The sequence below is a fragment of the Burkholderia sp. Bp9143 genome, from assembly GCF_003853645.1.
Lineage (GTDB): Bacteria > Pseudomonadota > Gammaproteobacteria > Burkholderiales > Burkholderiaceae > Burkholderia.
The window spans coordinates 36,073-49,624 of record NZ_QTPO01000036.1 but is presented as its reverse complement, the minus strand read 5'-3'; the positions used below and the strand labels follow the sequence as shown (position 1 = coordinate 49,624).

Here is a 13,552-nt window from a genome sequence, read left to right as displayed (position 1 = left end):
TGTACTAAACTAGCGAGACGGCGCGGCACCGGTTTGGCCGGTACGCGCCGGATTCTTTTCATTTTCCACGACGACACCCGATTGCTATGTTGCTGATTCCGGCCATCGATCTCAAAGACGGTCAGTGTGTGCGCCTCAAACAGGGCGATATGGACCAGGCCACGATTTTCTCCGAGGACCCGGCGGCGATGGCCCGCAAATGGGTCGATCTCGGCGCCCGGCGGCTGCATCTGGTCGACCTGAACGGCGCATTCGCCGGCAAGCCGAAGAATCTCGAGGCGATCGAAGCGATCCTCGACGAAGTCGGCGACGAAATCCCCGTGCAGCTCGGCGGCGGCATCCGCAGCCTCGAGACGATCGAGAAGTATCTCGACGCCGGCCTGTCCTACGTGATCATCGGCACCGCGGCCGTGAAGGACCCGGGTTTCCTGCAGGACGCGTGCACCGCGTTCGCGGGCAGCATCATCGTCGGGCTGGACGCGAAGGACGGCAAGGTCGCGACCGACGGCTGGAGCAAGCTGACGGGCCACGAGGTGATCGATCTCGCGAAGAAGTTCGAGGACTACGGCGTCGAGTCGATCGTCTACACGGACATCGGCCGCGACGGGATGCTGCAGGGCATCAACATCGAGGCGACCGTGAAGCTCGCGCAGGCGGTCGGCATTCCGGTGATCGCCAGCGGCGGCCTGTCGAACCTCACGGACATCGAGAACCTGTGCGAAGTGGAAGAGCACGGCGTCGAAGGCGTGATCTGCGGCCGTGCGATCTACTCCGGCGATCTCGATTTCGCGGCCGCGCAGAAGCGCGCGGACGAACTGAACGGCGAACTCGACAACGCCTGAGCGTCGTCGTTCCGTTCGCCGGGGCCGCCAGCAGGCGGCCCCGACCGGGCGCCTCGCGCGAGGCGCCCGTAACCGGCCGTCCCATCGCGGCATTTGGCGCAACATCATGGCTCTAGCTAAACGCATCATCCCCTGCCTGGACGTGACCGCCGGGCGTGTCGTCAAGGGCGTCAACTTCGTCGAACTGCGCGATGCCGGCAATCCCGTCGAAATCGCCCGCCGTTACGACGACCAGGGCGCCGACGAACTGACGTTCCTCGACATCACCGCGACCTCCGACCAGCGCGACCTGATCCTGCCGATCATCGAAGCCGTCGCGTCGCAGGTCTTCATTCCGCTGACCGTCGGCGGCGGCGTGCGCGCCGTCGAGGACGTCCGGCGCCTGTTGAACGCCGGCGCGGACAAGGTCAGCATGAATTCGTCGGCGGTCGCGAACCCGCAGCTCGTGCGCGACGCGGCCGACAAGTACGGCTCGCAGTGCATCGTCGTCGCGATCGACGCGAAGCGCGTGTCGGCCGACGGCGAGACGCCGCGCTGGGAAGTTTTCACGCACGGCGGCCGCAAGGGCACGGGCCTCGACGCGATCGAATGGGCGCGCAAGATGGCAGAGCTCGGCGCGGGCGAAATCCTGCTCACGAGCATGGACCGCGACGGCACGAAGTCGGGCTTCGACCTCGCGCTCACGCGCAGCGTGTCGGACGCGGTGCCGGTGCCGGTGATCGCGTCGGGCGGCGTCGGTTGCCTGCAGGATCTCGCGGACGGCATCAAGGACGGCCACGCCGACGCGGTGCTGGCCGCCAGCATCTTCCACTACGGCGAGCACACGGTCGGCGAGGCGAAGCGCTTCATGGCCGACCAGGGCATCGCGGTGAGGCTGTGATGAATACGGAAACGAAATCCCTGCCCGCGTGGCTCGACAAGGTCCGCTGGGACGACAACGGCCTCGTGCCGGTGATCGCGCAGGAAGCGTCGACGAACGACGTGCTGATGTTCGCGTGGATGAACCGCGAGGCGCTGGCGAAGACGATCGAGACGCAGCGCGCGGTCTACTATTCGCGCTCGCGCAAGCGCCTGTGGTTCAAGGGCGAGGAGTCGGGCCACGTGCAGCACGTGCACGAGGTGCGGCTCGATTGCGACGAGGACGTCGTACTGCTGAAGGTCGAGCAGGTGTCGGGCATCGCATGCCACACCGGCCGGCATTCGTGCTTCTTCCAGAAATTCGAAGGTACTGTGGACAGCGGCGACTGGGTCGCGGTCGATCCGGTGCTGAAAGACCCCGAACACATTTACAAATGACGCAATCGACCGAAGACACGCTGCTGCGCCTCGCGGCCGTGATCGATAGCCGCAAGGGCGGCGACCCCGAGCAATCGTACGTATCGCGCCTGTTCCACAAGGGCGACGACGCGGTGCTGAAGAAGATCGGCGAGGAGGCGACCGAAGTCGTGCTGGCCGCGAAGGACGTGCGCCAGGGCGGCGCGCCGACGGCGCTGGTCGGCGAGGTGGCCGATCTGTGGTTCCACTGCCTCGTGATGCTGTCGCATTTCGACCTGAGCCCGGCCGACGTGATCGCCGAGCTCGAGCGCCGCGAAGGGCTGTCGGGCATCGAGGAAAAGGCGCTGCGCAAACGCCGCGAGCGCGAGGAAAATGGCGGGTGACGGCCGACGGCCTGCCGCGCCGGCGACAGTGCGGTAAGCTGTAAGAATTGTCATCTAACGGGGGTAGCATCATGACCGAGACGCCGAGCCAGTTTCCGACACCGTCGGTGCCGGGCGCAGCGGACGCCGAGCGACTGAACGGTTTGCGCACGCTGACGCACGTGCTGTATGGCCTCTATGCGATTCATTGGCTGACGGGCGGCGTCACCGGCATCATCGCGATCATCATCAACTACGTGAAGCGCGGCGACGTGGCCGGCACGCCGTACGCCGACCATTTCGAATGGCAGATCCGCACGTTCTGGCGCGCGCTGATCGCCTACGTGATCGGCTTCGCGCTGATGTTCGTGGTGGTGGGATTCGTCGTCATGTTTGTCACATGGATCTGGACGCTGTACCGTATCATCAAGGGTTGGCTGTACCTGAACGATAACAAGACGCTCGATCCCCAGGCCTGGTTCTGACCGGTGCGCGGGCGTTTCGCAGGAGCAACATGAGTCACGATCCGAATTGCCTGTTCTGCAAGATCGCGGCGGGCGAGATCCCGAGCACGAAGGTGCACGAGGACGACGAATTCGTCGCGTTCCGCGACATCCGCCCCGCGGCCGAGACGCACGTGCTCGTGATTCCGCGCCGGCACCTGCCGACGCTGTCGGCGGCAAGCGACGCCGATGCGCCGATGCTCGGCCGCCTGATGCTGCTGGTCGCCCGTCTGGCCGATCAGCTCGGCGTCGCGTACACGGGCGGTGAAACCGGCTTTCGCACGGTGATCAACACGGGCCCCGGCGGCGGGCAGGAGGTCTACCACCTGCACGCGCATATTCTCGCCGGCCCGCGCCCGTGGCTGCGGATGGGTTGACGTCGCGGGGCGTTTCCCCGCATCGATAGTCGAAGCCGGCGTGCCGCCGGCGATTTGCGCCGCGAAGCGGCGTGGTTGAGGAGAGGTTTCATCATGGGTGGATTGAGCATTTGGCACTGGCTGATCGTGCTGCTGATCGTCGCGCTGGTTTTCGGTACGAAGAAGCTGCGTAACATCGGCAACGACCTCGGCAGCGCCGTGAAGGGTTTCAAGGACGGCATGAAGGAAGGCGAGACGCCGGCGGACGCGCAGCAACTGCCGCGCTCGGGCTCGGTCGACGTCAACGCGAAGGAAACGACGCGTTCCGACTCGAACAAGGCGTAACGCCGGCACGCTGACAGGCATTCGCGATGCTGGATCTCGGTCTTTCGAAGATGGCGCTGATCGGCGTCGTCGCGCTCGTGGTGCTCGGCCCCGAGCGCCTGCCGCGCGTCGCGCGTACGGCAGGCGCATTGTTCGGCCGCGCGCAGCGGTACATCAACGACGTGAAGGCCGAGGTCTCGCGCGAAATCGAACTCGACGCGTTGCGGACGATGAAGACCGATTTCGAGACGGCCGCGCGCAATGTCGAGACGACGATTCACGACAACCTGCGCGAGCACGAGAAGGAACTGAACGACACGTGGAACTCCGCGGTCGGCGGTCCTAACGAAGGCTCGGTCGATGCCGGCACGTACGGCTCCGACACGCCCGCGGCGCCGTCGTGGCGCGGCAGCACGGCCGCGCTCGCGTCGAAGCGTCGCAACTGGCGTGTGAAGCAGGCGGCGACGCCTGTCTGGTACAAGCGCGCGACCACCCGCCGCACGCACGTGCAGTCGGGTGCCGCGCGTGTCGCGCGCCACCAGCCGGCCAGCCTGCGCCGGCCGACGCGCTTCTTCTGAGCCGAGCGCATGCTCGCTCGTCAATCCTACCGAGGGCCGGTGTGAGCGACCCCCAGCAGAATCCGGGCGACGCCCCGGAAGAAACCTTCATTTCCCATCTCGTCGAGCTTCGCGATCGCATCATTCGCGCGGGGCTGGCCGTGATCGTCGTGTTCCTCGGGCTCGTGTACTGGGCGCCCGACATCTTCCGGCTGCTCGCGCGGCCGCTGATGGAAAACCTGCCGAAGGGCGGCAGGATGATCGTGACCGATGTCACCGGCTCGTTCTTCGTGCCGATGAAGGTCACGATGCTCGTCGCGCTCGTGATCGCGTTGCCGATCGTGCTGTACCAGATCTGGGCGTTCGTCGCGCCGGGGCTGTACCAGCACGAGAAGCGGCTCGTTGCACCGCTCGTCGGCAGCAGCTACTTCCTGTTCCTGTGCGGGATGGCGTTCGCGTACTTCCTCGTGTTCCCGACGATCTTCCGCGTGATGGCGCACTACAACGCGCCGCTCGGCGCGGAGATGTCGACCGACATCGACAATTACCTGAGCTTCGTGCTCGGGATGTTCATCGCATTCGGGGTTACGTTCGAGGTGCCGATCATCGTCGTGCTGCTCGTCCGGATGGGCGTGCTGACGCTGAAGAAGCTGAAGGAGATGCGGCCGTACGTGATCGTCGGCGCGTTCGTCGTCGCGGCGGTCGTCACGCCGCCGGACGTGTTCTCGCAGCTGATGCTGGCGCTGCCGCTCGTCGTGCTGTTCGAGATCGGGCTGCTGGCCGCGCGATTCTTCGTGCCGAAGCCGACGGAAGAACCCGAGGCGGAGAACAACGGCGCCGCGAGTTGACGAACGCGCTGCGGACCGTAGCCGGCATGAGGGTCGCGGTGGATGCGGCCTCCGCGCAACGTTGACGCGGGGCCGGCGACGGGAAGGTGCAGACGGTGACGGCCAACGCGGCTTCACCGTGAACCGTGATCCCTGATACAAAGCAATAGGGCAGCCTGATCGGCTGCCCTGTTCATTTCCGGCTATGGCCCTGGCGGGCGGCGCCGACGCACCGGCCACACGCCCGGCGTTATCCGGAGTCGCTGTCCTGTTCGTCGAGCGTCTGCTTCGGCGGCGGCGGGCGTTTGCCGATCACGACGTTCACGTCGAACTCCTTGCCCTTGCGCACGACGTGCACCTTGGTCGGCGTGCCCGGCTTGATCTGCGCGACGGTGTTCAGCAGCTTTGTCGTGTCGGTGATTTCGTCGCCGTTCACGCTCACGAGGATGTCACCCGGCTTGATGCCGGCCTTGTCGGCCGGGCCGCCCTGCAGCACGCCCGCGACGATCGCGCCCGACTTCTGCTGGAGCCCGAACGATTCGGCGATTTCCGGTGTGACGTCCTGCGGCTCGACGCCGATCCAGCCGCGCGTGACCGAGCCCGTCGTGATGATGCTTTCGAGCACGGTGCGCGCGGTCGACACGGGAATCGCGAAGCCGATCCCGAGCGAGCCGCCCGAGCGCGAGTAGATGGCCGTGTTGATGCCGAGCAGGTTGCCGTTCACGTCAACCAGCGCGCCGCCAGAGTTGCCGGGGTTGATCGGCGCGTCGGTCTGGATGAAGTTCTCGAACGTGTTGATGCCGAGGTGATTGCGGCCGAGCGCGCTGATGATCCCCATCGTGACTGTCTGGCCGACGCCGAACGGGTTGCCGATCGCGAGCACGACGTCGCCGACCCGCGACTGGTCCGAACGGCCGAGCGTGATCGTCGGCAGGTTCGTCATGTTGATCTTCAGCACGGCGAGGTCGGTTTCCGGATCGCTGCCGATCACCTTCGCGGTGGCCGTGCGGCCGTCGGCGAGCGCGACTTCGATCTGGTCGGCGCCGTCCACGACGTGCTGGTTCGTTAGAATGTAACCTTCAGGGCTCACGATAACGCCCGAGCCAAGGTTGGCGGCCGGTTCGTCCTGCTGCTTGCGGGCGTTGCGGTCGCCGAAGAAGTAGCGGAACAGCGGATCTTTCGCGCGCGGATCGGGCGGCAGCGAGCCGTCCTTGCTGGAGAAGACGTTGACGACGGCGGGCATCGCCTTTTGCGCGGCCTCAGCGTACGACGTGGTCGCGGGTGCCCCGCCAATGCCCGGCGCGACTTCCCGCAGCGCGACGATCGGCGTGGCGAGCTGCTTGCCGAGCTGTCCTTGCCGTTGCAGCCATTGCGGCTTGAGCGTCACGACGATGAACATCAGCGCGAGCAGCACGGTCACCGCCTGCGCGAAGAACAGCCAGAAGCGTCTAAGCATCTGAATAGATTAGAGGTTTATATGGATCGGATCGAACTCGAATTGTACTTGAACAATACCCTTGAAATCGCGCGCTTCAAGGACTATTGCCCGAACGGCCTCCAGGTCGAGGGGCGCCGCAAGATCGAGAAGATCGCCACCGGCGTAACGGCGTCGGTCGCGTTCCTCGAAGCCGCGCTCGAATGGGGGGCGGATGCGGTGCTCGTCCATCACGGCTACTTCTGGCGCAACGAGGCGCCGCAGATCACGGGCCGCAAGTACCGGCGCCTGAAGCTGCTGCTCGCGAACGACCTGAACCTGTTCGCGTTCCACCTGCCGCTTGACGCGCACCCCGAGTTCGGCAACAACGCGCAGCTCGGCGAGAAGCTCGGGCTGCTCGGCGAGCAGCGTTTCGGCGACGGCGACCTCGGCTGGATGGCCACGCTGCCGATGCCCGTCTCGCTCGAGCACTTCGTCGCGAAGGTCGAGCGCACGCTTGGCCGCACGCCGCTCGTGCTCGGCGATCCGGACATGCAGTTGCGCCGCATCGCGTGGTGCACGGGCGCCGCGCAAAGCTATTTCGACGCGGCGATCGACGCGGGAGCCGACGTGTTCCTCACCGGCGAGGTGTCGGAATCCGTCACGCACGCATCGGCCGAGAGCGGCGTCGCGTTCGTTGCGGCAGGGCACCATGCGACCGAACGCTACGGAATCCAGGCGCTTGGCACCCACTTGTCCGAAGAATTCGATATCGAACACCTTTTTATCGACATTCATAATCCGGTCTGAACGAAGGATTTGCGGCGGCGCATCGAAATTTCACAATGTAGCGGGTGCTTAAAAGTGAAATGATTTAATCACTCCGATAGTGGGGGAAAACCCTTAACTATCAACTACTTCGAAGGGATTTTCATCTCCGGGCCTTGTAAATGGCGACTCCATTCGCGCAAACTAGCGGCGGAATGAAAAGTCGTGACGGAAAATCCAACTCAGAAGTGGGGCGTGTGATGCGAGACAAGGAAGAGAAACGCGTCGACAGCGGCCGCCGTACCTGGCTGATTGCGACATCCGTAGCAGGTGGCGTGGGAGGCGTAGCCACCGTCATACCTTTCGCGGCGTCGCTTGCGCCGTCCGCGAAAGCGAAAGCGGCCGGGGCCCCGGTCGAGATCGACATCAGCGGCCTGAAGCCCGGCGAGATGGTCACCGTGCCGTGGCGCGGCAAGCCGGTCTGGATCCTGAATCGCACCGATTCGATGCTGGCCGATGTGGTCAAGGCCGACAAGGAAGTGGCCGATCCGACCTCGAAATCCCCGTATTCGATGCCGTTGCCCGCGTATTGCGCGAACGAATATCGCGCGCGGGCTGATCGCAAGAACATTCTCGTCGTGATGGCCGTGTGTACGCACCTCGGCTGCACGCCTAGCCAACGCTTCACGCCGGGTCCGCAGCCGAACCTGCCGGACGACTGGCCGGGCGGCTTCCTGTGCCCGTGCCACGGTTCGACCTACGACCTCGCCGGCCGCGTGTTCAAGAACAAGCCGGCGCCTCAGAATCTCGACATCCCGCCCTACATGTTCACGTCGGCGACGACCCTCGTGATCGGCAAGGACGAGAAAGGAGAAGCGTGATGGCCGATAACAAGGAAGTCTCCACGACAGGTCTCACCGGCTGGATCGACCAGCGCTTCCCGCTCACGTCCACCTGGAAGAATCACCTTTCCGAGTACTACGCGCCGAAGAACTTCAACTTCTGGTACTTCTTCGGCTCCCTTGCGCTGCTGGTGCTCGTCAACCAGATCGTCACGGGCATCTTCCTGACGATGAACTACAAGCCCGACTCGGTGCTCGCGTTCGCGTCGGTCGAGTACATCATGCGCGAGGTGCCGTGGGGCTGGCTGATCCGCTACATGCACTCGACCGGTGCATCGATGTTCTTCGTCGTCGTGTACCTGCACATGTTCCGCGGGCTGATGTACGGGTCGTATCGCAAGCCGCGCGAGCTCGTGTGGATTTTCGGTTGTGCGATCTTCCTGTGCCTGATGGCCGAAGCGTTCTTCGGCTACCTGCTGCCGTGGGGCCAGATGTCGTTCTGGGGTGCGCAGGTGATCGTGAACCTGTTCTCGGCGATCCCGTTCGTCGGCCCGGACCTGTCGTTGTGGATCCGTGGCGACTATGTCGTGTCCGACGTCACGCTGAACCGCTTCTTCGCGTTCCACGTGATCGCGATTCCGCTCGTGCTGATCGGCCTCGTGATCGCGCACATCGTCGCGCTGCACGAAGTGGGGTCGAATAACCCGGACGGCATCGAGATCAAGGCGAAGAAGGACGCGAACGGCATTCCGCTCGACGGCATCCCGTTCCATCCGTACTACTCGGTGCACGATTTCTTCGGCGTCTGCGTGTTCCTGATGGTGTTCGCGCTGATCGTGTTTTTCACGCCGGAGATGGGTGGTTACTTCCTCGAGTCGAACAACTTCGTCCCGGCGAACCCGCTGCAGACGCCGCCGGAGATCGCGCCGGTCTGGTACTTCACCGCGTTCTACGCGATGCTGCGCGCGACCACTGACCCGTTCAAGATCGTGCTGATGATCGTGATCGCGCTGCTCGGCGTACTCGCGCTGATCCGCGCGCGCGGCAAGTGGAAGCTCGGCCTGCCGGTGCTGGCCGCGGCGATCGTCGTGTTCATGTTCGTGACGGAATCGAAGTTCTGGGGCGTCGTCGTGATGGGCTCGGCGGTGATCACGCTGTTCTTCCTCCCATGGCTCGACCGCAGCCCGGTGAAGTCGATCCGCTACCGGCCGCTGTTCCACAAGGTGTTCCTTGGGATCTTCGTCGCGGCGTTCCTGATCCTCGCGTTCCTCGGCACACGGCCGCCATCGCCGGTCGCGACGCTGATTGCGCAGGGCTGCGCGCTGATCTACTTCGCGTTCTTCCTCGGCATGCCCTTCTGGACGCCGCTTGGCACGTTCAAGCAACCGCCGGAACGGGTGCGCTTCAAGCCCCATTAACGTGAGCGAGGAGAGAACGACATGAAGAAACTGCTTTCGACACTCGCACTGATCGGGGCGACGGCCGTGGCGCTGCTGACGGCGCCGGCCGTGCGCGCGGAAGGTAATTTTCCGCTCGACCGGGCGCCCGATAACACGGAAAATCTCGTTTCGCTTCAGCACGGCGCGCAATTGTTTGTAAACTATTGCCTGAACTGCCACAGCGCGAACCTGATGCGCTACAACCGTCTGACGGATCTGGGCATATCCCAGAAGGAGATCGAAACGAATCTCCTGTTCACGACCGACAAGGTCGGGAGCACGATGTCCGTCGCGATGCGGCCCGACGACGCGAAGAACTGGCTCGGCACCTCGCCGCCCGACCTGTCGGTCGAGGAGCGGGCGCGCGGCCGCGACTGGCTGTACACGTATCTGCGGAGTTTCTACCGCGACGATGCGCGGCCGAGCGGCTGGAACAACGCGGTGTTCGAGAACGTCGGCATGCCCCATGTATTGTGGCAACTGCAGGGGCAGCGCACTGCCAAATTCGAAGACAAGACGGACGAGGAGACGGGCGAGAAGGTCCACACGCTCGTCGGCTTCCAGCAGGTCACGCCGGGGACGTTGTCGTCGCCCGACTATGATGCTGCGGTGGCCGACCTGGTGGCCTATATGACATGGATGTCCGAGCCGGCCCAGCAGACCCGCAAACGCCTCGGCGTGTGGGTGCTGGTCTTTCTCGGCGTCCTGACTTTCCTGTCCTGGCGGCTCAATGCCGCGTACTGGAAAGATATCAAGTAAACACGCCTGACCGGCGTGGGGCCGGCGCAAGGCGGAACCCGTAAAAGGGGTTGCGCCGCGTGCCGGCCCTCGGCTTTTTTGAGGAAACGCAAATATGATGGTTCTGTATTCCGGCACAACTTGCCCGTTCTCCCAGCGTTGCCGGCTGGTGCTGTTCGAGAAGGGCATGGATTTCGAGATCCGTGACGTCGACCTGTTCAACAAGCCGGAAGACATCTCGGTGATGAACCCGTACGGTCAGGTGCCGATTCTGGTCGAGCGCGACCTGATTCTGTACGAATCGAACATCATCAACGAATACATCGACGAGCGCTTCCCGCACCCGCAACTGATGCCGGCCGACCCGGTGCAGCGCGCACGTGCACGCCTGTTCCTGCTCAACTTCGAGAAGGAGCTGTTCGTTCACGTCAGCACGCTCGAGAACGAGAAGGGCAAGGCAGCGGAGAAGAACCACGAGAAGGCACGCCTCGCGATCCGCGATCGCCTGACGCAGCTCGCGCCGATCTTCGTGAAGAACAAGTACATGCTCGGCGAGGAGTTCTCGATGCTCGACGTCGCGATCGCGCCGCTGCTGTGGCGTCTGGATCACTACGGCATCGAACTGTCGAAGAACGCCGCGCCGCTGATGAAGTATGCCGAGCGGATCTTCAGCCGTCCGGCCTACATCGAAGCACTGACGCCGTCCGAAAAGGTCATGCGTCGTTGATGATGCAATGAAGGCAAGACGGAGTGGGCGGCGCGGCGTGCCGCGTGCCCACTCCGGGTTCGAGGATTGTGATGCAAGAGATTTCAACGAAGCCTTATCTGCTGCGCGCGCTGTACGAGTGGTGCACCGATAACGGTTACACGCCGCATATCGCGGTGAGGGTCGACAACTCGACGCGCGTGCCGCGTCAGTTCGTGCGTGACGGCGAGATCGTGCTCAACATCAGCTTCGAGGCGACGAGCCAGCTGCAGATGGGTAACGAGTGGATCGAGTTCACCGCCCGGTTCTCCGGGAAGGCGCACAAGATCGAGATTCCGGTGGCCAACGTGCTCGCGATCTACGCGCGGGAGAACGGGCAGGGGATGGCGTTCCAGGTCGATGCGGTGGCGGGTGAGGGCGCGGATTCGGGTGCGTTCGAAGACGAGGCCGAGCAGGGCGATGATACGCAGCGTGATGAATCGCCTGCCGTGTTGACGCCGGTCGCTGATCACGGTGCGAATGAAGAACCGTCCGAAGGCGCCGACGAACCGCCGAAAACCGACGGAGATGGCTCGAAAGGTGGCAGCAGACCTCGCCTCAAGATCGTGAAATGAGGTAGAATCTCGCGCTTACGCCGGCTTAGCTCATCTGGTAGAGCAGTTGATTTGTAATCATCAGGTGGCGGGTTCGAGTCCTGCAGCCGGCACCAAACACTAGTTTCAAGTAGTACCCGGAAGTCCCAAAACCCGCGTCCAGCCTAGCGCTGACGCGGGTTTTTTGTTTCAGGACGTCCCGTGAGAGGCCGGGGCATCCCCAAAATTTGGGGGTAAGATTCGGGGTATGACTTCCGGGATTTGGGGGTATGCCGTACCCCCGACGAACAATGAAAACCAAACCTCTTACCGACGCCAAGTGCCGCAACGCTAGATTCGATGAGGCCGGGGGAAACAAACTCTTCGACGGCGGCGGCCTGTATCTTGATCTGCGCTCCAGCGGTTCGAAGAAATGGCGGCTCAAATACCGGTTCAATGGCAAAGAAAACCTGCTGACGTTCGGCGACTATCCCGCGACGTCGCTCGCTGATGCTCGGTCGAGGCGTGACGAAGCGAAGCGGCTGTTAGCGGAAGGGAAGAACCCTGCGTTCGAGCGTGACGTCGAGAAGCAGACTCGCGCCATTGCCGCACAGAACACCTTCGAGGCCGTCGCGCTGGAGTGGTACGAGGCGCAGCAAGCAACATGGAGCGCTTCGCACGCGAACCGAGTCAAGAAACAGCTCGATCGCGAGGTGTTTCCCCTGATCGGCCGGCGTCCGATTTCTTCGATCGGCGCACCGGATTTGCTCGCGGTCATTCGACGAATCGAAGGTCGAGAGGCGTTCGAGACGGCGCGCAAGACGTTGCAGACATGCGGCCAAGTGTTTCGTTATGCCGTGGCGACGAGCCGTGCCGAGCGAGATCCGTCGCCGGATCTGCGAGGCGCATTGAAGGCGGTGCCCGTCAAGCATATGGCGCGAGTCGGCGAAAACGAGCTGCCGGAGTTGCTTCGCTCGATCGCTACTTATGAGGGTGAGCCCGAGACTCGGCTCGCTCTGCGATTCCTGGCATTAACGTTCGTTCGCACTATCGAGCTGCGGCAGGCCGAGTGGACGGAGGTCGATGTGGAGCGCCGAGAGTGGCGAATTCCGGCCGAGAAGATGAAGATGCGCCGCGTGCATATCGTGCCGCTCGCCGAGCAGACGATCGCGCTGCTTTCCGAGTTGCGCGCGCTGACGGGCCACCGTCGCTGGCTGTTCCCGAACAGCCGCAGACCGTTGCAGCAGATGAGCGAGAACACGATTCTGTACGCTCTATACCGGATGGGCTATCGCAGCCGTATGACCGGGCACGGGTTCCGTGGTCTCGCTTCAACGATCTTGAACGAGAAGGGATTCAATTCCGACTGGATCGAGCGCCAGCTCGCCCACTCGGAGCAGGACGGGGTGCGGGCGGCATACAACCATGCCGAATATCTGTCTGAGCGCCATCGAATGATGCAGTGGTGGGCGGACTATCTCGACAAGCAGAGCGGGGCGCAGATTATCCCGATCGCGGCGGCAGGATAGATCCGTGCCGCTGCGAGTATGACCCCCTTCCATGCGTCCCCCACCAGCAAAACGGACACGGCCTAGGCATAGGGTAAGCTGATGATTTGGCCCCTTATTATGTGCCCCCCCTATGTTTGCCGTCAGTAGAGAAAACACGCGGGTGTGAGCCCCCGCGTCTTTGCCCTAGACGCAGGGTCCCCCGCTTTCCGGCCACCCGGACACTTGCGGCCGGCGCAACAATGCCCGATCGGGGCGCATCGCGGACACCCCCCTCAAAAACACGTCTCCGACACCCGTCAAATCCCGGAAAGCCGCGCCCCGTCTGGCGTCGCGGTCGACGCAGAAGCTCGACGCCTGTCCGCTCACTGCACAACGCGTTGGAGATTTGGAGATAAACGCCTGAATCGGCCGCAAAGCCTTATGGGGTAAGGATTCGCGTGTCTCCAAACGATTTGGAGAACGCTGGAGATACTGGAGATAAACCGGGCTGGATTGTTACGATAGCGGCAAGATTCG

General features: G+C 63.5%; 17 protein-coding genes and 1 tRNA gene. 17 read left to right on the top strand and 1 reads right to left on the bottom strand.

The window, feature by feature from the left end:
• The first annotated feature begins 86 nt into the window (after window positions 1–86).
• The 9 genes from hisA to tatC all read left to right on the top strand — a co-directional run bounded on the left by hisA (window position 87) and on the right by tatC (window position 5,067).
• On the top strand, window positions 87–842 hold the full coding sequence (hisA, locus tag DIE23_RS25350; protein ID WP_122944235.1) for a 1-(5-phosphoribosyl)-5-[(5-phosphoribosylamino)methylideneamino]imidazole-4-carboxamide isomerase: 756 nt from the start codon (window positions 87–89) through the stop codon (window positions 840–842).
• Window positions 843–948: 106 nt separating this feature from the next.
• Complete coding sequence (hisF, locus tag DIE23_RS25345; protein ID WP_124614619.1) at window positions 949–1,722, top strand: imidazole glycerol phosphate synthase subunit HisF; 774 nt, start codon at window positions 949–951, stop codon at window positions 1,720–1,722.
• Complete coding sequence (hisI, locus tag DIE23_RS25340; RefSeq protein ID WP_044845954.1) at window positions 1,722–2,138, top strand: phosphoribosyl-AMP cyclohydrolase; 417 nt, start codon at window positions 1,722–1,724, stop codon at window positions 2,136–2,138. Before hisF ends, hisI begins: the two co-directional genes overlap by 1 nt.
• Complete coding sequence (locus DIE23_RS25335; RefSeq protein ID WP_044845953.1) at window positions 2,135–2,500, top strand: phosphoribosyl-ATP diphosphatase; 366 nt, start codon at window positions 2,135–2,137, stop codon at window positions 2,498–2,500. The genes hisI and DIE23_RS25335 overlap by 4 nt, the downstream gene beginning before the upstream one ends.
• Before the next feature lie 71 nt (window positions 2,501–2,571).
• Window positions 2,572–2,964 (top strand): hypothetical protein, encoded by a 393-nt coding sequence (locus tag DIE23_RS25330; protein ID WP_124614618.1) that lies wholly within the window; start codon window positions 2,572–2,574, stop codon window positions 2,962–2,964.
• A gap of 29 nt (window positions 2,965–2,993) precedes the next feature.
• Complete coding sequence (locus DIE23_RS25325; protein WP_124614617.1) at window positions 2,994–3,359, top strand: histidine triad nucleotide-binding protein; 366 nt, start codon at window positions 2,994–2,996, stop codon at window positions 3,357–3,359.
• 93 nt (window positions 3,360–3,452) lie between these two features.
• Complete coding sequence (gene tatA, locus DIE23_RS25320) at window positions 3,453–3,683, top strand: Sec-independent protein translocase subunit TatA (RefSeq protein WP_034183658.1); 231 nt, start codon at window positions 3,453–3,455, stop codon at window positions 3,681–3,683.
• A gap of 26 nt (window positions 3,684–3,709) precedes the next feature.
• Entirely contained in the window at window positions 3,710–4,240 is a 531-nt protein-coding gene (tatB, locus tag DIE23_RS25315) for a Sec-independent protein translocase protein TatB (RefSeq protein ID WP_124614616.1), read from the top strand.
• 41 nt (window positions 4,241–4,281) lie between these two features.
• Window positions 4,282–5,067: a twin-arginine translocase subunit TatC gene (gene tatC / locus DIE23_RS25310; RefSeq protein ID WP_124614615.1), complete on the top strand. Its 786-nt coding sequence runs from the start codon at window positions 4,282–4,284 to the stop codon at window positions 5,065–5,067.
• Window positions 5,068–5,296: 229 nt separating this feature from the next.
• Here tatC and DIE23_RS25305 read toward each other — a convergent pair whose 3' ends face one another.
• On the bottom strand, window positions 5,297–6,502 hold the full coding sequence (locus DIE23_RS25305) for a Do family serine endopeptidase (RefSeq protein WP_124614614.1): 1,206 nt from the start codon (window positions 6,500–6,502) through the stop codon (window positions 5,297–5,299).
• Window positions 6,503–6,523: 21 nt separating this feature from the next.
• Between DIE23_RS25305 and DIE23_RS25300 the strand changes: the two genes are divergently transcribed.
• From DIE23_RS25300 to DIE23_RS25260, 8 genes are all read left to right on the top strand, one after another.
• On the top strand, window positions 6,524–7,270 hold the full coding sequence (locus DIE23_RS25300; protein ID WP_124614613.1) for a Nif3-like dinuclear metal center hexameric protein: 747 nt from the start codon (window positions 6,524–6,526) through the stop codon (window positions 7,268–7,270).
• A 218-nt stretch (window positions 7,271–7,488) separates the two neighbouring features.
• Window positions 7,489–8,109: a ubiquinol-cytochrome c reductase iron-sulfur subunit gene (gene petA / locus DIE23_RS25295; protein WP_124614659.1), complete on the top strand. Its 621-nt coding sequence runs from the start codon at window positions 7,489–7,491 to the stop codon at window positions 8,107–8,109.
• The gene (locus tag DIE23_RS25290; protein WP_124614612.1) at window positions 8,106–9,488 is read left to right on the top strand and encodes a cytochrome bc complex cytochrome b subunit; all 1,383 of its coding nucleotides are present in this window, start codon (window positions 8,106–8,108) and stop codon (window positions 9,486–9,488) included. Before petA ends, DIE23_RS25290 begins: the two co-directional genes overlap by 4 nt.
• Before the next feature lie 21 nt (window positions 9,489–9,509).
• Window positions 9,510–10,268 carry a cytochrome c1 gene (locus tag DIE23_RS25285; RefSeq protein WP_124614611.1) on the top strand — a complete coding sequence of 253 codons (759 nt, stop codon included), beginning with the start codon at window positions 9,510–9,512 and terminating at the stop codon, window positions 10,266–10,268.
• Window positions 10,269–10,362: 94 nt separating this feature from the next.
• The gene (locus tag DIE23_RS25280) at window positions 10,363–10,974 is read left to right on the top strand and encodes a glutathione S-transferase N-terminal domain-containing protein (RefSeq protein ID WP_006400565.1); all 612 of its coding nucleotides are present in this window, start codon (window positions 10,363–10,365) and stop codon (window positions 10,972–10,974) included.
• 71 nt (window positions 10,975–11,045) lie between these two features.
• The gene (locus tag DIE23_RS25275; RefSeq protein ID WP_124614658.1) at window positions 11,046–11,567 is read left to right on the top strand and encodes a ClpXP protease specificity-enhancing factor; all 522 of its coding nucleotides are present in this window, start codon (window positions 11,046–11,048) and stop codon (window positions 11,565–11,567) included.
• A 19-nt stretch (window positions 11,568–11,586) separates the two neighbouring features.
• Window positions 11,587–11,662: transfer RNA gene (locus DIE23_RS25270), tRNA-Thr, on the top strand.
• Window positions 11,663–11,836: 174 nt separating this feature from the next.
• On the top strand, window positions 11,837–13,054 hold the full coding sequence (locus DIE23_RS25260) for a phage integrase central domain-containing protein (protein WP_124614610.1): 1,218 nt from the start codon (window positions 11,837–11,839) through the stop codon (window positions 13,052–13,054).
• Window positions 13,055–13,552: the final 498 nt, after the last annotated feature.

Excerpts from the sequence above, each read along its gene's own strand:
- hisA (WP_122944235.1), top strand. The coding sequence starts at position 87 with ATGTTGCTGATTCCGGCCATCGATCTCAAAGACGGTCAGTGTGTGCGC.
- hisF (WP_124614619.1), top strand. The coding sequence starts at position 949 with ATGGCTCTAGCTAAACGCATCATCCCCTGCCTGGACGTGACCGCCGGG.
- hisI (WP_044845954.1), top strand. The coding sequence starts at position 1,722 with ATGAATACGGAAACGAAATCCCTGCCCGCGTGGCTCGACAAGGTCCGC.
- DIE23_RS25335 (WP_044845953.1), top strand. The coding sequence starts at position 2,135 with ATGACGCAATCGACCGAAGACACGCTGCTGCGCCTCGCGGCCGTGATC.
- DIE23_RS25330 (WP_124614618.1), top strand. The coding sequence starts at position 2,572 with ATGACCGAGACGCCGAGCCAGTTTCCGACACCGTCGGTGCCGGGCGCA.
- DIE23_RS25325 (WP_124614617.1), top strand. The coding sequence starts at position 2,994 with ATGAGTCACGATCCGAATTGCCTGTTCTGCAAGATCGCGGCGGGCGAG.
- tatA (WP_034183658.1), top strand. The coding sequence starts at position 3,453 with ATGGGTGGATTGAGCATTTGGCACTGGCTGATCGTGCTGCTGATCGTC.
- tatB (WP_124614616.1), top strand. The coding sequence starts at position 3,710 with ATGCTGGATCTCGGTCTTTCGAAGATGGCGCTGATCGGCGTCGTCGCG.
- DIE23_RS25305 (WP_124614614.1), bottom strand. The coding sequence starts at position 6,502 with ATGCTTAGACGCTTCTGGCTGTTCTTCGCGCAGGCGGTGACCGTGCTG.
- DIE23_RS25300 (WP_124614613.1), top strand. The coding sequence starts at position 6,524 with ATGGATCGGATCGAACTCGAATTGTACTTGAACAATACCCTTGAAATC.
- petA (WP_124614659.1), top strand. The coding sequence starts at position 7,489 with ATGCGAGACAAGGAAGAGAAACGCGTCGACAGCGGCCGCCGTACCTGG.
- DIE23_RS25285 (WP_124614611.1), top strand. The coding sequence starts at position 9,510 with ATGAAGAAACTGCTTTCGACACTCGCACTGATCGGGGCGACGGCCGTG.
- DIE23_RS25280 (WP_006400565.1), top strand. The coding sequence starts at position 10,363 with ATGATGGTTCTGTATTCCGGCACAACTTGCCCGTTCTCCCAGCGTTGC.
- DIE23_RS25275 (WP_124614658.1), top strand. The coding sequence starts at position 11,046 with ATGCAAGAGATTTCAACGAAGCCTTATCTGCTGCGCGCGCTGTACGAG.
- DIE23_RS25260 (WP_124614610.1), top strand. The coding sequence starts at position 11,837 with ATGAAAACCAAACCTCTTACCGACGCCAAGTGCCGCAACGCTAGATTC.